The following is an 18,695-nucleotide window of genomic DNA, read 5'->3' on the forward strand; positions in this document are numbered from 1 at the left end:
GTGGCGCTGGAGGGCAAAGCCGCGGCGCTCGAAGCCTTGGCGGGCGGCCGCGGCGCGGTAGTCTGGCAGCGGCTGATCGCCGATATCGAAACCCCGGTTTCGGCGGCGCTAAAGCTCATCGAGCCGGGGCGCGGCGACTGGGTGCTCGAATCGGTCGAAAGCGGCGAGACGCGCGGGCGCTACAGCCTGATCGGGCTCGACCCCGATCTGATGTTCGAAGTCACCGGCGACGCTGCGCGGATCAATCGCGAATGGCGCCATGACCGGGGTGCCTTCACACCGCTCGCTGCCCCTGCACTTCAGGCGCTACGCGATCTCGTCGCCGAATGCCGTTTCGACGTCCCCGAGGGACTGCCCAAGGCGCTGGCAACGCTCGTCGGCTTTTTCGCCTATGAAACCATCGGTCTTGTCGAACGCATCCCGCGCGCGCGCAGCGCCGGACTCGCCTTACCCGATATGGTGTTCGTACGCCCGACGACGATCCTGGTGTTCGACCGTCTCGCCGACGAACTGTTCCTGATCGCGCCAATCTGGCCCGACGCCGATGGCGCGCTCGACCGCATGATCGAAGCGGCACAGGACCGTCTCGACACCATTGCTGCACGTCTGGCGAGCACCAGCGCCCACGCCGACCGCGCCGCCACCGATGCACTGCCCGCCGACATTGGCCTGCACGCCGCGACGACGCCGGCGCAGTTCACCGCAATGGTCGCCGCCGCCAAGGATTATATCGCTGCGGGTGACATTTTTCAGGTCGTGCTGTCGCAGCGCTTTTCGACCCCATTCGACCTGCCGCCCTTCGACCTCTACCGCGCGCTGCGGCGCATTAACCCGTCGCCGTTCCTCTATTTCCTCGACCTGCCCGGCTTCGCGCTGATCGGCTCGTCACCCGAGATATTGGTGCGCGTGCGCGATGGCGAAATCACGATCCGGCCCATCGCCGGCACCCGCCCGCGCGGCCGCACCAGCGCCGAGGACGTCGAGAACCGCGAAAGCCTGCTCGCCGATCCCAAGGAACGCGCCGAGCATCTGATGCTGCTCGACCTCGGCCGCAATGATGTAGGCCGCGCCGCGGTCGGCGGCAGCGTCACCGTCACCGACAGCTACACCGTCGAATTCTACAGCCATGTTATGCACATCGTGTCGAACGTCATCGGCCGCATCGCTCCCGACAAGGACGCAATCGACGCGCTGTTCGCGGGCTTCCCCGCAGGCACTGTCAGCGGCGCGCCAAAGGTCCGCGCCTGCCAGATCATCGCCGAGCTCGAGGTCGACGCGCGCGGACCTTATGCCGGCGGCGTCGGCTATTTCGCCCCCGACGGCAATATGGACAGCTGCATCGTCCTTCGCACCGCGATCGTCAAGGATGGCGAAATGCATGTGCAGGCCGGTGCTGGCATCGTCGCCGACAGCGACCCCGCCTATGAACAGCGCGAGTGCGAGGCGAAAGCCGGCGCGCTGTTCGCCGCGGCGCGCGAGGCGGTGCGACTGGCGGGAACGCCCGGATATGGCCAATGACCTGCCTTCTTTCGTCATTCCCGCGCAAGCGGGGCTTCAGTTGCGACGTTGCTACGTAGGTCGCGAATTTCGCCGGAATGACGAAGGTAAGTTTGAGCGCCGAAAAGCTTCTATCCCTTCCCCCGCCACCCCAAAATCGTTACGGCGCACCCCATGATCCTCGTCATCGACAATTACGACAGCTTCACCTTCAACCTCGTTCACTATCTGATCGAGCTGGGCGCCGACGTGCGTGTCGAACGCAACGACGCGCTGACCGCCGCCGAAGCCCTCGCGACCGGCGCCGAAGCCATCCTGATCTCGCCCGGCCCGTGCACCCCCAACGAAGCCGGGATCAGCCTCGACCTCGTCGCCGCGTGCGCCGACGCCCAGCGCCCATTGCTCGGCGTCTGCCTGGGGCACCAGGCGATCGGCCAGCATTTTGGCGGCACCGTCCAGCGCGGCCATCTGATGCACGGCAAGACCTCGCCGGTGTGCCACGACGGCAGCGGGCTCTACGCCGGCCTGCCCTCGCCGTTTCAGGCGACGCGCTATCACAGCCTCGAGGTCGTCGACATTCCGGATTGTCTGACCATCAACGCGACCAGCGACGACGGCGCCGTGATGGGGTTCCGCCACACCGAGCTCCCGATCCACGGGGTGCAATTCCACCCCGAAAGCATCGCGACCGAACATGGCCATGCGATGCTCGGCAATTTCATGGCCGTCGCCGGGCTGCCCGTACTGGCGCGGCAAGCCGCATGAGCCGCTTCGGTCCGCTGCCCGACCCCGCGCACCTGCTGGGTCATGACGAGGCCGCGCAGGCCTTCGCCGACATCCTCGACGCGCGCACCAGCGAGGACGAGATCGCCGAATTCCTCGCCGCGCTGTCCGATCGCGGCGAGACAATGGTCGAAATCGCTGCGGCGGCGCAGGCGCTGCGCGACCGGCTAGTCCCTATCGACGCCCCCACCGGCGCGATCGACGTGTGCGGCACCGGCGGCGACGGCCACCACACGCTTAACGTCTCCACCGCGGTCGCGATTGTTGTTGCAGCCTGCGAAGTTCCGGTCGCAAAACATGGTAATCGCGCGGCTTCCTCGAAATCGGGTGCCGCCGACACCCTCGAAGTCCTGGGCCTCGACATGGACCGTGCGGGACGCTTGGCCGAAGCGACGCTCGCCGATCTCGGCATCTGTTTCCTCTTTGCCGCCAACCACCACCCGGCGATGAAGCGCATCCAGCCGATCCGCCAGAAGCTCGGCCGCCGCACGATCTTCAACTTGATGGGACCGCTCGCCAACCCCGCGCGCGTCACCCGCCAGCTGATCGGCATCGCGCGCCCGGGCTACGTCCCTGTCTATGCCGAGGCGTTGCATCGGCTCGGTACCGATCATTCGCGCGTCGTCTCGGGCGACGAAGGCATCGACGAACTCTCGCTCGCGGGCGGCAACGAGGTCGCGGTGGTCGATGCCGAGGGCGTGTTCATGCAGCGCAGCCACGCAAGCGACGCAGGCCTTCCCACCCACCCTATTTCTGCCATCCGTGGCGGTGACGCCGCCGACAATGCCAAAGCCCTGCGCGAGCTGCTGCAAGGCGCCCCCAGCGCCTATCGCGACGCGGTCCTGTACAACGCCGCCGAGGCGCTGGTCATCGCGGGCGCCGCCGAAACGCTTACCGATGGCGTTGAAGAAGCCGCCGAAGCGATCGACAAGGGGCTCGCCAACGCGCTGCTTGACTGCTGGATCGCCTATAAATGAGAGCCGCGCGTTCCACGTCATTACGAGGAGCCGGAGGCGACGCGGCAAGCTGCAGCTTTCGTCCATCAAGATCGCTAGCTGGAGATTGCTTCGCTACGCTCGCAATGATGATAATGTTGAGCCCGAAATGAACAAGCTGACCCAGATCCTTGCCACCAAGGCCGAAGAAGTCTCTGCGCGCCGTGCCCTCCGCTCGCTCGCCGACCTCGACGCCATCGATGCCGGGCCGGTGCGTGGGTTCCACGCCGCCTTGCAGGCGAAGATCGACGAGGGCGGCTTCGCCCTGATCGCCGAGATCAAGAAAGCATCGCCCTCCAAGGGATTGATCCGAAAAGATTTCGACCCCGCCGACCACGCCCGCGCTTACGCCGAAGGAGGCGCCGCCTGCCTGTCCGTGCTGACCGATGCCCAATATTTTCAGGGGCACGAGGATTATCTCGTCGCCGCGCGCGCCGCCTGCGCCCTGCCCGCGCTGCGCAAGGATTTCATGATTGACCCCTGGCAGGTCGCCGAAGCGCGCGCGATCGGCGCCGACGCGATCCTGATCATCGTCGCCGCGCTGGATGACAGCGCGATGCAAGAGATCGAGGCGGCCGCGACCGACCGCAGCATGGACGTGCTCGTCGAGGTGCATGACGAGGCCGAACTCGACCGCGCGCTGACCCAGCTGCATTCGCGTCTCATCGGCGTCAACAATCGCGACCTGCGCACCTTCCAAACCGACCTCGGCGTCACTGAACGCCTCGCCAAACTTGTTCCCGCGGGCACGCTGCTGGTCGGCGAAAGCGGCATCGCCACTCACGCCGATTGCCAGCACCTCGCGGCCAGCGGCGTGAAAGCCTTCCTCGTCGGCGAAAGCCTCATGCGCCAGGATGACGTCACGGCGGCAACGAGGTTGCTACTCGAGGGCTGAAGTCCGCTTCGGGGTGGGGAGCCTAAGTCACCGATGATCGTTGCACCCGCGAAGGCGGAGACCGCAAACGGCCTATTCCTGCGTCGCAGTGTAAACCGACAGCGGCCCCCGCCTTCGCGGGCGCGGCGGCTAGCTTGGTCGTTTCCAGCCATTAACTCCAATCTCCACATCCCGATCTTCCCTTGCCTTTCCCACCCCACCTTGCTTCGCTCCCCTAATGACGATCAAACCGACTCACCTCGACGAAACCGGCGCCGCGTACATGGTCGATGTCGGCACCAAGCCAGCGACCCAGCGCCGCGCCGTCGCCAGCGGGCGAATCACGATGTCATCCGAAGCCCTCGAAGCGATCCGCAGTGGCAACGCCCCTAAGGGCGACGTCCTCTCGACCGCGCGCATCGCCGGGATCATGGCCGCCAAGCGCACTTCAGACCTCATCCCGCTCTGCCATCCGCTTGCGCTCACCAAAGTCAGCATCGACTTTGCTTGGGAAGCTAATGGCATCGCCGTAACCGCTACCGCCACGACAACCGGGCCGACCGGGGTCGAGATGGAGACACTGACCGCCGCCTCGGTCGCGCTGCTGACCCTTTACGACATGGCCAAGGCGCTCGATCGCGCGATGGTGCTAGGCAATATCCGCGTGCTCGAAAAGAGCGGCGGCCGCTCGGGCGACTGGCGCGCCGAATGAGCGGCCTGCTGCCGGTCGAAGAAGCGCAGGCGCGTCTGCTGGCCCTGCGCAGCCCGATTTCCTCTGAAAAAGTATCATTTTCCGAATGCGTTGGCCGCTACACCTCGGATAATATCTTTGCCCAGCGCGACCAGCCCGCCGCGCCAGTATCGGCCATGGACGGCTATGCGATTCGCTTCGACGAACTCCCCGGCCCGTGGACCGTCGTCGGCGAAAGCGCCGCCGGTACTGCGCCGGGTCGCACCGTGAACCCAGGCGAAGCGATGCGCATCTTCACCGGCGCGATCGTCCCAAGCGGCGCCGACACCGTCATCGTGCAGGAGGATGTCGCTGTAGACGGCGCCGCGCTGACCCTGACCCGCGACGGCCCCGGCACGCGCGGCCGCCATATCCGCGCCCGCGCGAGCGATTTCGCCGCCAGCGAATGCCTGCTACCCGCGGGAACCCGCCTGACCCCGGGCGCGATTGCCGCCGCGGCGATGAGCGGCGTTGACCAGCTCGCGGTCGGCCGCCGCCCGCGCGTCGCGATTCTCACCACCGGCGACGAACTCGTCCAGGCTGGGCGCGCGCTGACCGCGAGCCAGATCCCCGACAGCAACAGTCCGATGATCTCCGCAATGCTCGCAAGCGAACCCGCCGAAGTCAGCCTTCCGCATCATGTTCGCGACGATCGCCCGCTACTTGCCAAGGTTTTGAAGGATTTGGCGCGACGTCACGACGTCATTGTCACCGTCGGCGGAGCCTCGGTCGGCGACCATGATCATGTCCGCGGCGCGCTGCAGGACGCCGGTGGGCAAATCGATTTCTGGAAGATCGCGATGCGCCCCGGCAAGCCGCTGATCGCCGGGAGGATCGCCGATGCGGTCCTGCTCGGCCTGCCCGGCAACCCTTCGTCGGCGTTCGTCACCGCGACCCTGTTCTTGCTCCCGCTCGTCCGCCACCTCGCCGGCGCGCGCAATCCGCACCCCGCGATCCATCAGGCGCCGCTCGCGACAGCTTTGGATGGCGGCGGTGCTCGCCGCGACTATCTGCGCGCACGACTGGAAAACGGCCGCCTCACCCCGCTGCACAGCCAGGACAGCGGCATGACGCTGCCCCTCGCCGCCGCGAACGCTTTGCTGATCCGCGAGATCGACGCCCCGCGACGCGCAGCGGGCGACGTCGCCGACTATATCGTCACCGCTTGACAAGTTCCGCTCTGTTCTACTATCGTTCTCATTATGTCCGGTTCTGACCCCGACGGAGGATGATCAATGTTGACCGCTAAGCAGCATGAACTGCTTCACTTCATTCAGCAAAAGCTCGACGCGAGCGGTATTTCGCCATCGTTCGAAGAGATGAAGGAGGCGCTGGGACTGAAATCGAAATCGGGCATACATCGCCTGATAAGCGCCTTGGAAGAAAGAGGTTTCCTACGCCGATTGCCCAATCGCGCCCGCGCGCTCGAAGTGATCAAGGTGCCCGATGCGGCCAAGTCGGCGGTGCGCAATGATCGCGACAATGTCGTCCCGCTGCGCAAGCCCGCCCCCGCGATGCGACCGATCGCCGCCAACGACATCGTCGAAGTGCCGCTGCACGGCAAGATCGCCGCCGGCGTTCCGATCGAAGCGTTCGAGGACCACAACCATCTTTCCGTTCCCGCCGCGCTGCTCGGTTCGGGCGAACATTATGCGCTCGAAGTATCGGGCGACTCGATGGTCGAGGCCGGGATTTTCGACGGAGATTACGCGCTGATCCAGAAAGCCAGCACCGCGCGAGAGGGCGACATTGTCGTCGCGCTCGTCGATGGCCAGGACGCGACGCTCAAGTATTTTCGCCGCGAAGGCCCGATGATCCGGCTCGACCCTGCGAACAGTGCCTATGAGCCGCAGCGCTACCCCGCCGACCGCGTCATCGTGCAAGGGCGCCTGTCGGGGCTGCTGCGTCGTTACCACTAAGTTGCTGCGGTTGCCGCCACGGATACGCGTCCCCCGCGCGCAGCGTGGCGACGGCCGCGGGCCCGCTCATCCAGATTGAGTGCCAAGCCGCCGGTTTCGCTCGGGCTGTCGCGATCGATCGTCATCCAGCGTCCCACGCATTCGTGTGGTAACCAGCGGTCGCTGATCAAGCGGTCGAACCGCGCACACTGCGAAAAATCATAGCCTCCCGGCAGGCTCGCGAGCGGCGGCAGGTCGGCCCGCGTATAGTGCCGAACGATCAACCGCATCGGCCCCCGCGCCAGCTGCCCATCGACGCGCTCGACCTCTGGCAAAAAACTATTGGTCACCGACTGCGCCAGCACCGGCGCCGCGCCCCACAGCGCGCGGCCCCAGATCAGCAGCATCCCTGCTGCAACGACGCCGCAACCGATGACAGTCGATCGCCCGAGCCTCATTTGCCAGCTGATCAGCAGCCCCGCCAACGCGCCTGCGGTCAGCGCCAGCAGCGCCCCGATCCAGTGCATCGCCGTTGGCATCGCCAGCCAGAGCGCGATCCACGCCCCCAGCGCAACGGGCAGCCACAGTGCGATCCGCTCGCGCTCCGCCTCCAGCCGTATCTCGATCGCGTCGCCCAGCCCTCGCCAGTGACTTGCCCAGTGCGCGGCAATGGGCGTTTGAAGCTGCCTTGTCGCCATGCTAGGGGCTCCCCGATCGCCGCCGCGGTGCGTGGCTAATTGAGTGAAAGAGGCCTTGGTGGCAACCGATATTGAAACCAGTTTGACCACGACCTCCGAAGCGACGGGCGCCGCCGTGGTGACCCGATTTGCTCCCTCGCCGACCGGATTCCTGCACATCGGCGGCGCGCGCACCGCGCTGTTCAACTGGCTGTTCGCGCGTCATCACGGCGGCAAATTCCTGCTGCGTATCGAAGATACCGACCGCGCCCGGTCTACCGACGCAGCGATCGACGCGATCATTGACGGGATGCAATGGCTCGATCTCGACTGGGATGGCGAGGCCGTATTCCAGTTCGCGCGTGCCGATCGCCATGCCGCTATCGCGGCCGAATTGCTGGCGAAAGGCGAAGCTTACCGCTGTTATCTCACGCAGGACGAACTTGCAGCAATGCGCGCCGAAGCACAGGAAAAGCGCCTGCCGTTCCGGGTCCGCAGCCCCTGGCGAGACCGCGACAATGGCGACCCGTTGGTGCCGCACGTCGTACGCCTGCGCGCCCCGCAGGAGGGCGCAGCAACAATCGCCGACAAGGTTCAGGGCGATGTCACCGTCCAGAACGCCGAACTAGACGATTTCGTCCTGCTGCGCAGCGACGGCACCCCAACCTATATGCTCAGCGTCGTCGTCGACGATAATGACATGGGCGTCACCCATGTTATCCGGGGCGACGACCATCTCAACAACGCCTTTCGCCAGTTAGCGCTGATTCGTTCGATGCAGTGGCGCGAGCCCGTCTATGCCCATGTCCCGCTGATCCACGGGCCCGACGGCGCAAAACTGTCGAAACGCCACGGCGCGCTGGGCGTCGACGCCTATCGCGACGAAATGGGTTATCTGCCCGAAGCGGTGAACAATTATCTGCTCCGCCTCGGCTGGGGCCATGGCGACGACGAAATCATCAGCCGCGGCCAGGCGACCGAATGGTTCGACCTCGCGCATGTCGGTCGCTCACCCTCGCGCTTCGATTTTAAAAAGCTGGAGAATCTCAACGGCCATTATCTGCGCGAGGCCGATGATGCGCGGCTCGCCACGCTGGTCGCGCCACGGGTCGAAACGCTCGTCAGCCGGTCACTCGACGACGCCGAGCGCGACGTGCTGACGCGCGCCATGGAATCGCTCAAACCCCGCGCCAAAACGCTTGATGAAATCGCCGACGGGGCGTTGTTCCTGTTCCAAGCTGATCCGTTGCCGGTGGACGAAAAGGCTGGCGAAGTGCTAAAGGCGGCGCCCGAAGGCTTGCTGGCTGCCGTGACGCAGCGGCTGCGCGGGCTGAACCAATGGACGACAGAAGAGCTGGACGCCGCCGTACGGGCCGAGGCCGAAGCCGCCGAACTGGGGCTCGGCAAGTTGGCTGGGCCATTACGCGCGGCGCTAACCGGCCGGACCGTTTCCCCAGGGATTTTCGACGTGCTGTTGTTGCTTGGGCGTGATGTCAGTCTGGCCCGACTTGACGCAGCGCAACATTATCCGGCAGGGGCGTAACCACGCTCTCCGCCGTCATAACAGGGAACAACATATGACCGACCAGCCCGCAAAAATCACCCTGGGTGACAAGACTGTCGAAAGCCCCGTCTTGTCGGGCACCGTAGGTCCCGACGTCGTCGATATCCGCAAATTCTATGCCCAGACCGGCGCCTTCACCTATGATCCCGGCTTCACCTCGACCGCGAGCTGCGAATCGCAGATCACCTATATCGACGGCGACGAGGGCGTGCTGCTCCACCGCGGCTATGCGATCGGCGACCTTGCCGAGCATTCCAGCTTCATGGAAGTCTGCTATCTGCTGCTCAACGGCGAACTGCCGAGCGCCGACGAGCTGGCGACGTTCGACTATACGATCACCCGCCACACGATGCTGCACGAGCAACTGGCGACATTCTATCGCGGGTTCCGCCGCGATGCGCATCCGATGGCGATCATGTGCGGCGTTGTCGGCGCGCTCAGCGCTTTCTATCATGATTCGACCGAGATCCATGATCCGCACCAGCGGATGATCGCCAGCCACCGGCTGATCGCCAAAATGCCGACCATTGCCGCGATGGCGTATAAATATTCGGTCGGACAGCCATTCGTCTATCCCGACAACAAGCTCAGCTACACCGGCAATTTCCTGCGCATGACCTTTGGCGTTCCGGCCGAGGAATATGTGGTTAACCCGGTCGTCGAACGCGCGCTGGACCGCATCTTTATCCTCCACGCCGACCATGAGCAGAACGCATCGACCTCGACCGTCCGCCTGGCCGGTTCGTCGGGCGCCAACCCGTTCGCGTGCATCGCGGCCGGCATCGCCTGCCTGTGGGGCCCGGCGCATGGCGGCGCCAATGAAGCCGCGCTTAACATGCTGCGCGAAATCGGTCGCCCCGAACGCATCCCCGAATATATCGCGCGCGCCAAGGACAAGGATGATCCGTTCCGCCTGATGGGCTTCGGCCACCGCGTTTATAAAAACTACGACCCGCGCGCGACGGTGATGCAGAAAACGGTGCGCGAAGTGTTCGAGGCGCTCAAGGTCAACGACCCGGTGTTCGAAGTCGCGCTGCAGCTCGAGGAAATGGCCCTCAGCGACCCCTATTTCGTCGAGAAAAAGCTGTTCCCGAACGTCGATTTCTATTCAGGGGTTATCCTGTCGGCGATCGGTTTTCCGACGACGATGTTTACCGCACTCTTCGCGCTCGCCCGCACCGTGGGTTGGGTCGCGCAGTGGAACGAAATGATCTCCGACCCCGCCCAGAAAATCGGCCGCCCGCGCCAGCTCTACACGGGTCCGGCACCGCGCGATTATGTAGCGGTGGGCAAGCGCTGATCACGGCAGACGCCAACAACGAAAAGGGGACCGTGTACGGCCCCCTTTTTCGGCCGGTCTCGACCGATTGCGGCTACCCGCAGCCTCGTCATCCCGGCGAAAGCCGGGATCTCGTCTGTGCCTAAATCCGAGAGGTTGAGATACCGACCTTCGCCGGGATGACGAAACGGGAGTGACAACTCCCAACCCCAAAACAGACGCCGCCGCCTACCCTACATCGCGCGCCGGCAGGCTCAGCGTAAACCTCGCCCCCTGCCCCGGCGCGCTATCGACGGTCAGATCGCCATCCATCGCCCGCGCCAGTCGCCGCGCGATATACAGCCCCAACCCCGAACCGCCGCTGTCGGTCCGCCCCAGCCGCTCGAATTTTTCGAACACCACCGCCTGTTGGTCGGCATCGATCCCCTGTCCCTGATCGGCGACCGTCACCGTCGCGTGGTCGCCTTCACGGTTGACGCGGATCCAGATCAGCGAATTGTCGGGCGAATAGCGGATCGCGTTGCCCAGCAGGTTGAGCAGCACCTGCAACACGCGGCGGAACTCGCCGGTCGCGGGGGCCTTGTCATCGGTGCGCGGGGCGTCGATGCGGATGCCCTTTTCCTCGGCCTTCATGCCGAGCAGGCCGACCGCGCGGCGCGCCAGATCACCCAGGTCGATTTCGTCAGCGGCCGCCTTGAACCCCGGGCGCTCGATATTCTGCAGATCGGCCAGGTCGTCGACCAGCCCCAGCAAATGCCGCCCCGCATGCGCGATATCGCCCGCGTAACGCGCATAATCCGCACGGATCGGGCCGTCGAACTGGCCCGAAATGGTCTCGGCGGTCGCAATGATCCGGCTGAGCGGACCGCGCAGCGCGCCGTCGATACGCCGACCAAATTGCGGGTCGGACAGCGGCAGCGAACCGAAGGCGGGATCGACCAGCATCGCTGCGGGCACCGCATCGACCATCACGTCACCCTCGGCGACCACGGCCGAACCGCGAAACCCGGTAAACCCGCCTACCGCGTCGAACAGTGCGTCGCCCGACAGGGTCATCGCCAAACGTCCATCAGGCGCGTCAGCCTGCACATGCTGGCCATCGAAACGCGACTGCCGCGCCAGCGCGCGCAGCACCGGAAAACGGCCGTCGCCATCGGGTTGCAGCTCGAACAATTCCGACAGCGAGCACCCTTCCCAATCGGCAGGGACCGGCGGTGCATCGGGCGCAGCGCGCAGAGCGACCATTCGCAACTGCTGGTCGCACTCCCAAGTCCAGCCATGCGGCATCACGACATTGTCGGCAATCGCCGGGATCTGCGGTTGCGCCACCGGCCGCGCGCGCCAGTCGCTGATCTCCAGGCTGGCGCCATCGGCGTCGGGGATGATCCTTACCAGCGCGAGGATGTCGCTATGGTCGTCGGCGGCGTGCAGCGGCCGGCTGATATCGCGGTGCAGCCGCTGCGCCAGCGCGACGAGCCGCGCCAGATGCGGCAGCGCCAACGGTTTGCCCAGCCCGGCGCCCGCGCGCTGTTGCAGCCGCAGCAGCGGCGCATCGGCGCTGACCAGCGCGCCCGACCGATCGATCCGGCCATGAACGATCCGCTCGTTCATCGCTTGCCCTGCCCCGGAGCGAGCATCTCGCGATAGTCGCGCGCGCCGTCATCGGTGACCGCGCGCGATGGCAGCATTGTCAGCGACGCTTCGAGCGGCGCCAGCGCGGTGCGATCGAGGTGGAGCGGCGCGAGCAACGACGGCAGCGCCGCCGTCTCTGCTGTCAGCAGCGCCAGTGCCATATCGTCATAGCGGCGGTGGAGCGCCGCGGCGGCAAGCGCGATCAGCGTCGGCCAATCGTGCCGGGCGGTCGCCTGTCCGGCAGCTTCGGACAGGCCCGCGCCCAAAATCTTGTGATAGGCTGCTCCCGCGTCGGCAATTCCGCGCTGCGCGGCGTGACGTTCGGTGGCGACGCGCACCGCATCGCCCAGTTTGGCGGCGCGGGCTTGATACTGGCTGACCTCGGGGAGACGCCACGCAGCGACATCGCGCAACAACCCGCGAAACACGTCGCCGTCGAGGTCAGCAACCGCCAGCGCCGGGTGACCCAGCGCGTCAAAACGGCGCCGATCGGCAATCTGCAGTGCCAGATAGGCGCGGTCAACTTCGGACAGCGGCGCGCCAACCGCCGCCTCACTCTTCCCTTCGCCGGTATCGGCCAGGATAGGCGGCGGCGGCGTGCGCTGCGCGGATTGTTCCCGCCAGCGATGTTCCTCGGCGCGGGCGAAGCAGATCGGCGCCAGCCGCGCGGCGCCTGGCACCCCGTTGCGCAGCCAATCGCGCCACAATCCGTCGGCGTCGATCGCAGGGTCCAGCCATGCTGCGACATCGGCGACCAGCCGGCGTGCGATCCCCAGCGACAGGGCGCGCTGCTCCTCGGTCAATCGTCCGGCCGCAGGGGCCGCCAGATAGTCCGCAAGTTCGCGCAGGCGCGCGGACAGCGGATCGATGCCGGACGAGGAGACGGAGTCAGTCATGCTCGATCGCGGATAGCAGGATGGCGTTAATACGCGCTAAACCTTGAAGCGCTTTGTATTAGCGGGCTTCCGGGCGCCGTGCCAAGCGGAGCCAGAGCAGAATCTGGAGCAACGCCACCAGTGGCAGGATCGCGAACATCAGTGACGCAAAGCCGAACAGTAACGCGGGCGCCAGCATGATCCACGCCTGATCGGCGTCGGGCAGCAGCCAGTGGAAGCGCCGCCGCTCACTCGAATCCTCGTACAGCGAGCGCGCCAGCAGGATCGTCGCGGCGAGGCACGGCGCCAAGGCCGCCTCCGAAAATAGCGGCATGCGATGCCCCGGCCCCGCTAGCGCGACCAGCCACGGAAAAATCGCGAGCAAGGCCCACGCAAAGGTCCGAATGACCTCGCGCACCCGGTCCTGCCCCGCGCTTTCGGCGCGGAACGCCGACAGGAAGCGCATCGCGGTCAGCCCCAGCCCGCCGAGGATCGCGACCAGCGCCCCCGCCGCCGCCAGGCCGCCCGCCGCCAGCGCCGCCACCGCCGCCCACAGCAAGGCAGTGAGAAACGGCAAGTATCGCGCGGTTGTCGGCGACTTGACCAGCAGTGGCCCGAAAAGCCGGATCAGCGGCATCATGATCGCCGACCGGCCGAATCCCATCCCGCCATATTCGACCTGCTGCAGGCTCGATTGCTCGATCAGCGCCGCGGTCGGGCGGTCGGTGACGATCGCGATCTCACCCTGTTCGAACAGCGCTGGTTCGCAATAGAGCCGTCGCGCGCCCGACTGCACCGCCAGCCGCAGCAGGGTGAGCATCATGTCCCATTCACCCGGCATTGCCGCGAGTTCGGCGACCATCGGCTCCGAAATGCTCGCGAGCCCACCCCACCGCCGCGTCGCGTCGATCCGTTCAAAGCTTTGCGTCAGCGGCGTATCGCCGGTGACCAGGATCGCTGGCGCCCCCGGCTTGGCGATCGCGGCATAATGCGTGCCACCGGCGCGCAACCCGTCGGCGACCAGAATGATCCGGTCGTCGCCCTGCACAAGCCCCATCAGGTCGGAGGCAGCGCGCACCGGGGTCACTTTCAGCCCGCGGCGGCGGATCCGGTCACAGGTGGCCAGCAGGTCGGCGGGAAGCGCCGCAACTGCGACGGCAATATGCGTCACCCCAACATCGGCCAGCCGCGCCGCCTGCCGCTCGATCAGCGTTTCGCCCGCCACGGTAACGAGCGCGCGCAGCCCGCCGTCGGGCAAGACTTCGCTGGCGCCGATCAGCGCAATCAGAGCCATCGGCGGGCGCGATGATATTGAAACGTCACGGCTCACCGTCATATGGCGCCGAACCGGTTTGGCAAGCATCGCTTGTCGCGCCGTTACGGCGCATGATACGCCGCCGCGGTGACAGGCAACGGATCGGCAATCATCATCGGGGCTTCGGGCGGGATCGGCGCTGCGCTGGCCGACGCTTTGCAGGTAGATGGACACCATGACGTCATCCACCGCTTCGCGCGCCAGCTTCCCGCGCCGCACAGCATCGACATCACCGACGAAGCATCAGTCGCTGCCGCCGCAGCCTGGGTTCACGACAGCGGTCCGCCGCCGCGGCTGGTGATTGTCGCCACGGGCCTCCTCCACGCTCAGGGACAGCAGCCCGAACGAAAGCTCGCCGACATCAATGCCGACTGGATGGCGCAGAGCTTTGCTGTCAACACGATTGGACCGGCGCTGATTGCCAAATATTTCCTGCCCCTGCTGCCCCGCCGCGGACGCACCGTTTTCGCGATGCTGTCGGCGCGCGTCGGCAGCATCGGCGATAACCGCAGCGGCGGCTGGTACAGCTATCGCGCGTCGAAAGCCGCGCTCAACCAGCTGGTACGCAGCTTCGCGATTGCCGAAGCGCGGCGCAACCCTGACGCGCTCGTCGTCGCGCTGCACCCCGGCACTGTGGACACCAGCCTGTCGGCGCCGTTTCAGCGCGGCGTCCCCATCGAAAAGCTGACGTCGGCCGCCGCTGCCGCCGTCAATCTGCAGCGCACGCTAGAGACGCTGACATCCGCCGAAACCGGTCGGATTTTCGCGTGGGACGGCAGTGAAATCATTCCCTGAAAAGCTACCGAATCGCTGGCATTCCCCGCCGCCGTCGGCTAGGTAAAAACCACCTCCCGAAAAGCAGAAAAAAGGCCGGGTCTTGACCGAAGAAAATACGCCGACGCCGCCGTCCGAAGACGGCATTTCGCCGATCAACATCGTCGACGAAATGAAGACAAGCTACCTCGATTACGCGATGAGCGTGATCGTCAGCCGCGCGCTGCCCGATGTGCGCGACGGGCTAAAGCCGGTGCACCGGCGCATCCTCTATTCGGCGTTCGAAAGCGGCTATGTCGCGGGGCGTCCTTATCGCAAATCGGCGCGTATCGTCGGTGACGTCATGGGTAAATATCACCCCCACGGCGACAGCTCGATCTACGACGCGCTCGCGCGCATGACGCAGGACTGGTCGATGAGCGTCCCGCTCGTCGATGGCCAAGGCAATTTCGGCTCGATGGATCCCGATCCGCCAGCGGCGATGCGCTACACCGAATCGCGCCTTGCCAAGGTCGCGAACACGCTGCTCGGCGATCTCGACAAGGACACCGTCGATTTCCAGCCGAACTATGACGGGTCGGAGTCCGAGCCTACCGTCCTGCCCGCCCGCTATCCCAATCTGCTCGTCAACGGCGCGGGCGGCATTGCGGTCGGCATGGCAACTAACATCCCCCCGCACAACCTGGGCGAAGTGATCAACGCGACGCTGGCGACGATCGACAATCCCGAAATCACCCTCGACGAACTGATGACGATCATCCCCGGCCCCGATTTCCCGACCGGCGCGCTGATGCTGGGCCAGGGCGGCGCGCGCAACGCCTATGCCACCGGACGCGGCTCGGTGATGATGCGCGCGACGCACATCATTGAGGAAGGCAGAAACGACCGACAATCGATTGTATTGACGTCCATTCCGTTCCAGGTCGGCAAGTCGGGTCTGGTTGAGAAAATCGCCGAAGCGGCGCGCGACAAGCGCATCGAAGGCGTCTCCGACATCCGCGACGAATCGAACCGCGAAGGCGTCCGGGTCGTCATCGAGCTGAAGCGCGACGCGACCGCCGAGGTCGTGCTCAACCAGCTCTGGCGCCACACCCCGGCGCAATCATCCTTCCCCGCCAATATGCTGGCAATCCGCGGCGGCCGCCCCGAAATGATGGGGCTCAAGACGATCCTGTCGGCATTCATCGATTTCCGCGAAGAAGTGATCACTCGTCGCTGCAAGTATGAGCTAAACAAGGCACGCGACCGCGCCCATATCTTGCTCGGCCTCGTCGTGGCGGTCAGCAATCTCGACGAAGTCGTCCGCATCATCCGGGGTTCGCCCAGCCCCGCCGCGGCTCGCGAAGCGCTGCTCGCGCGCGAATGGCCGATCGGCGACATCGCGCCTTATATTCGCCTAGTCGAAGCGATCGACGGCGAGCTGGACGACAGCTCGAGCTATCGCCTGTCCGAAGTCCAGGTCAAGGCCATCCTCGATCTCCGCCTGCATCGCTTGACGGCGCTTGGCCGCGACGAAATCGGCAAAGAACTCAAGGAACTGGCGGACGAGATTGAGGAACTTCTGAGTATCCTCGCCAACCGCGACAAGCTGGTTGCCGTGATGCGCGAAGAGCTGATCGCGGTGCGTGACGAATTCGCCAAACCGCGCCGCACCCAGCTCGCGCCTGCCGCCGACGGCATCGACGACGAAGATCTGATCGAGCGCGAAGAGATGGTCGTGACCGTCACCATGGACGGCTATATCAAGCGCACCACCCTCGACACGTTCCGCGCCCAGCGCCGCGGCGGCAAGGGGCCGCGCCGGCATGGCGACGAAGGACGAGGATGTCGTCACCGAAATGTTCGTCACCTCGACGCACACCCCGGTGTTGTTCTTCTCGACCCTCGGCAAAGTGTACCGCATGAAGGTGTGGCGCTTGCCCGAAGGCGGACCGGCGACGCGCGGACGCCCGATGGTCAATTTGCTGCCGCTGGGCAAGGACGAGACGATCTCGACCGTGCTTCCCCTTCCCGAAGACGAAACCGAGTGGGGCAAGCTCCACGTCATGTTCGCCACCGCCAAGGGCAGCGTGCGGCGCAACAGCATGGACGCCTTCACCAACGTGCCATCGAACGGCAAGATCGCGATGAAGTTCGAAGGTGAGGACGAGGACGACTGTCTGATCGGCGTCGCCCTGCTCGACGAAAGCGACGATGTCCTGCTCGCGACGCAGCAAGGCAAGGCGATCCGCTTTGCCGGCGACGACGTCCGCGAATTCCAGAGCCGCAATTCGACCGGCGTACGCGGCATGCGCCTCGCCGCGGGCGACGAGGTGATCTCGCTGTCGATTCTCCACCGCGTCGGCACGACCGGCGACGAACGCGAAGCCTATCTGCGCGCCGCGCCGTGGAAGGACAATGAGAACGAACCGACGCTGCCCGCCGACCGCATGGAAGAGCTCGCCGCGCGCGAACAGTTCATCCTCACCGTCTGCGCCAACGGCTATGGCAAGCTCTCGTCCGCCTATGAATATCGCCGCACTGGCCGCGGTGGTCAGGGGATCACCAACATCGACAACATCGCCCGCAACGGCCTCGTCGTAGCCAGCTTCCCCGCGACCAAGGCGCATCAGCTGATGCTGGTCACCAACCAGGCGAAACTGATCCGCATGGGACTTGATTCGATGCGTGTTATCGGCCGCGGAACGGCGGGCGTCCGTCTGTTCGACGTTGCGAACAACGAACATGTCGTGTCGGCGGCGCTGATCGAGGAAAGCGAAGAAGTCGAAGTCGAGGGCGTAGAGACCGAAGCCGGAACTGAAGCCCCCGAAACCACACCCGACAGCACTGCCGAATGATCACGACCACCGCCTTCAAGATATTGACCCATCAGCAATGGGCCGATTTCGAACGCGAACGCGTCTTTCGCGGCGCCCCGATCGACATCGCCGACGGCTATATCCACCTCTCGACCACCGAGCAGCTCGAAGGAACGCTGGCCAAGCATTTCGCCGGCCAAACCGATCTGATGCTCGTCGAGGTCGATCTCATCCGGCTCGGCGACGCGATCCGCTGGGAAGAAGCGCGCGGCGGCGAGATGTTCCCGCATCTCTACGCCGAATTGCCGATCGACGTGGTGGTTAGCCTGCAACGGCGGGATTGAAGTGGGTACACTTGCTCCTGCGAACACGCGAACGCGCTTTCCTACAGCTTTGATCCAGCTTCGGACCCTTGTGTTCGCCGGAGAATAAGCCTCATCACCTGCCTCCTGCTCAGCATCTGCGATATCGATGATGAGGCCTGCTGCCGGTTTGGACGGCCACCGAGACAGTGTGTTTCCATCTATCGGAGGCCCACACTGCAAAGACGCAAGCCCAGCCGTGAGTTCCGGCTTGAGGCGGTAAGGGTGACCTCGAGCGCGGGGCGAACGAACGTGCGGGCGTCGCGCGATCTGGGCGCCTACCCAAACGTGCTGCGTAAGCGGGATCGGCCGCAGGCCACTGCCCCACTCTTGTAGAAAATTATGTAGCAGCCCAGGCAGGCGCTGGCCCGAAGGCTAGTCCAAACCGGGGAGTGCTGCGGGAAGTGAAAGAAGTTTGGTGGACAGGGCTGGATTACCAGATTTCACCAGAAAACCGCAGAAAACCTAGGGTCTTTCACTGCCGTTGTGGGCAAATGTGTGGCAGTTCAGTGGGGCAACAGCAAGGCCATGACCTGTTCCTTTAGAAACGTTAAGCCCATTTCAGAGGTCCGCGAAGGTTTGGGTCTAGAGCCGATTTTCCACATCAGAACGCCGCCAGCTGGAAAGCCGGCGGCGCCTGAA

At 65.2% G+C, this 18,695-nt stretch carries 15 protein-coding genes and 1 pseudogene; 12 read left to right on the forward strand and 4 right to left on the reverse strand.

Going from position 1 to position 18,695, the window contains the following annotated elements:
• The 7 genes from IPF76_RS16765 to lexA all read left to right on the forward strand — a co-directional run bounded on the left by IPF76_RS16765 (position 1) and on the right by lexA (position 6,798).
• Positions 1-1,518, forward strand: coding sequence for a chorismate-binding protein (locus IPF76_RS16765; RefSeq protein ID WP_293846372.1), 1,518 nt, complete (start codon positions 1-3; stop codon positions 1,516-1,518).
• Between the two features lie 153 nt (positions 1,519-1,671).
• Positions 1,672-2,262 (forward strand): aminodeoxychorismate/anthranilate synthase component II, encoded by a 591-nt coding sequence (locus tag IPF76_RS16770; protein ID WP_293846374.1) that lies wholly within the window; start codon positions 1,672-1,674, stop codon positions 2,260-2,262.
• The gene (trpD, locus tag IPF76_RS16775; protein ID WP_293846376.1) at positions 2,259-3,257 is read left to right on the forward strand and encodes an anthranilate phosphoribosyltransferase; all 999 of its coding nucleotides are present in this window, start codon (positions 2,259-2,261) and stop codon (positions 3,255-3,257) included. Before IPF76_RS16770 ends, trpD begins: the two co-directional genes overlap by 4 nt.
• 127 nt (positions 3,258-3,384) lie before the next feature.
• Positions 3,385-4,170 (forward strand): indole-3-glycerol phosphate synthase TrpC, encoded by a 786-nt coding sequence (gene trpC, locus IPF76_RS16780; protein WP_293846378.1) that lies wholly within the window; start codon positions 3,385-3,387, stop codon positions 4,168-4,170.
• A 217-nt stretch (positions 4,171-4,387) separates the two neighbouring features.
• Positions 4,388-4,861, forward strand: a complete 474-nt coding sequence (moaC, locus tag IPF76_RS16785) for a cyclic pyranopterin monophosphate synthase MoaC (RefSeq protein WP_293846380.1) — start codon at positions 4,388-4,390, stop codon at positions 4,859-4,861.
• Positions 4,858-6,048, forward strand: a complete 1,191-nt coding sequence (locus IPF76_RS16790) for a molybdopterin molybdotransferase MoeA (protein WP_293846382.1) — start codon at positions 4,858-4,860, stop codon at positions 6,046-6,048. Before moaC ends, IPF76_RS16790 begins: the two co-directional genes overlap by 4 nt.
• 66 nt (positions 6,049-6,114) lie before the next feature.
• A complete protein-coding gene (gene lexA / locus IPF76_RS16795; protein ID WP_293846384.1) occupies positions 6,115-6,798 on the forward strand; it encodes a transcriptional repressor LexA in 684 nt (227 codons plus the stop codon).
• Here lexA and IPF76_RS16800 read toward each other — a convergent pair.
• Positions 6,795-7,475 (reverse strand): hypothetical protein, encoded by a 681-nt coding sequence (locus IPF76_RS16800; RefSeq protein WP_293846386.1) that lies wholly within the window; start codon positions 7,473-7,475, stop codon positions 6,795-6,797. The genes lexA and IPF76_RS16800 overlap by 4 nt on opposite strands.
• A gap of 58 nt (positions 7,476-7,533) precedes the next feature.
• Here IPF76_RS16800 and gltX point away from each other — a divergent pair, with 58 nt between their 5' ends.
• Both gltX and IPF76_RS16810 read left to right on the forward strand, forming a co-directional pair.
• Positions 7,534-8,997, forward strand: a complete 1,464-nt coding sequence (gene gltX / locus IPF76_RS16805; protein WP_293846388.1) for a glutamate--tRNA ligase — start codon at positions 7,534-7,536, stop codon at positions 8,995-8,997.
• A gap of 34 nt (positions 8,998-9,031) precedes the next feature.
• Positions 9,032-10,318, forward strand: a complete 1,287-nt coding sequence (locus IPF76_RS16810) for a citrate synthase (protein WP_293846390.1) — start codon at positions 9,032-9,034, stop codon at positions 10,316-10,318.
• 207 nt (positions 10,319-10,525) lie between these two features.
• On the opposite strand, the gene IPF76_RS16815 is transcribed toward IPF76_RS16810, so the two are convergent.
• The 3 genes from IPF76_RS16815 to IPF76_RS16825 are packed head-to-tail and all read right to left on the reverse strand — an operon-like array spanning position 10,526 to position 14,098.
• Positions 10,526-11,908, reverse strand: coding sequence for a HAMP domain-containing sensor histidine kinase (locus IPF76_RS16815; protein WP_293846392.1), 1,383 nt, complete (start codon positions 11,906-11,908; stop codon positions 10,526-10,528).
• On the reverse strand, positions 11,905-12,825 hold the full coding sequence (locus IPF76_RS16820) for a hypothetical protein (RefSeq protein ID WP_293846393.1): 921 nt from the start codon (positions 12,823-12,825) through the stop codon (positions 11,905-11,907). Before IPF76_RS16820 ends, IPF76_RS16815 begins: the two co-directional genes overlap by 4 nt.
• A gap of 58 nt (positions 12,826-12,883) precedes the next feature.
• Positions 12,884-14,098, reverse strand: a complete 1,215-nt coding sequence (locus tag IPF76_RS16825; protein ID WP_293846395.1) for a hypothetical protein — start codon at positions 14,096-14,098, stop codon at positions 12,884-12,886.
• 108 nt (positions 14,099-14,206) lie between these two features.
• On the opposite strand from IPF76_RS16825, the gene IPF76_RS16830 reads away from it, so the two are divergent.
• The 3 genes and pseudogenes from IPF76_RS16830 to IPF76_RS16840 all read left to right on the forward strand — a co-directional run bounded on the left by IPF76_RS16830 (position 14,207) and on the right by IPF76_RS16840 (position 18,035).
• Positions 14,207-14,914 carry an SDR family NAD(P)-dependent oxidoreductase gene (locus tag IPF76_RS16830; RefSeq protein ID WP_293846397.1) on the forward strand — a complete coding sequence of 236 codons (708 nt, stop codon included), beginning with the start codon at positions 14,207-14,209 and terminating at the stop codon, positions 14,912-14,914.
• 151 nt (positions 14,915-15,065) lie between these two features.
• Positions 15,066-17,730, forward strand: a pseudogene (gyrA, locus tag IPF76_RS16835) (DNA gyrase subunit A).
• Positions 17,727-18,035 (forward strand): DUF952 domain-containing protein, encoded by a 309-nt coding sequence (locus IPF76_RS16840; protein WP_293846399.1) that lies wholly within the window; start codon positions 17,727-17,729, stop codon positions 18,033-18,035. The pseudogene gyrA and the gene IPF76_RS16840 overlap by 4 nt, the downstream one beginning before the upstream one ends.
• The last annotated feature ends 660 nt before the right edge of the window (positions 18,036-18,695 follow it).

Source organism: Sphingopyxis sp., assembly GCF_016704835.1.
GTDB lineage: Bacteria > Pseudomonadota > Alphaproteobacteria > Sphingomonadales > Sphingomonadaceae > Sphingopyxis.

Bases quoted from the DNA above. Each gene is read 5' to 3' on its own strand.
- trpD (WP_293846376.1), top strand. From the start codon at position 2,259: ATGAGCCGCTTCGGTCCGCTGCCCGACCCCGCGCACCTGCTGGGTCAT.
- IPF76_RS16820 (WP_293846393.1), bottom strand. From the start codon at position 12,825: ATGACTGACTCCGTCTCCTCGTCCGGCATCGATCCGCTGTCCGCGCGC.
- trpC (WP_293846378.1), top strand. From the start codon at position 3,385: ATGAACAAGCTGACCCAGATCCTTGCCACCAAGGCCGAAGAAGTCTCT.
- IPF76_RS16840 (WP_293846399.1), top strand. From the start codon at position 17,727: ATGATCACGACCACCGCCTTCAAGATATTGACCCATCAGCAATGGGCC.
- IPF76_RS16790 (WP_293846382.1), top strand. From the start codon at position 4,858: ATGAGCGGCCTGCTGCCGGTCGAAGAAGCGCAGGCGCGTCTGCTGGCC.
- IPF76_RS16825 (WP_293846395.1), bottom strand. From the start codon at position 14,098: ATGGCTCTGATTGCGCTGATCGGCGCCAGCGAAGTCTTGCCCGACGGC.
- IPF76_RS16810 (WP_293846390.1), top strand. From the start codon at position 9,032: ATGACCGACCAGCCCGCAAAAATCACCCTGGGTGACAAGACTGTCGAA.
- moaC (WP_293846380.1), top strand. From the start codon at position 4,388: ATGACGATCAAACCGACTCACCTCGACGAAACCGGCGCCGCGTACATG.
- IPF76_RS16800 (WP_293846386.1), bottom strand. From the start codon at position 7,475: ATGGCGACAAGGCAGCTTCAAACGCCCATTGCCGCGCACTGGGCAAGT.
- IPF76_RS16815 (WP_293846392.1), bottom strand. From the start codon at position 11,908: ATGAACGAGCGGATCGTTCATGGCCGGATCGATCGGTCGGGCGCGCTG.
- lexA (WP_293846384.1), top strand. From the start codon at position 6,115: ATGTTGACCGCTAAGCAGCATGAACTGCTTCACTTCATTCAGCAAAAG.
- IPF76_RS16770 (WP_293846374.1), top strand. From the start codon at position 1,672: ATGATCCTCGTCATCGACAATTACGACAGCTTCACCTTCAACCTCGTT.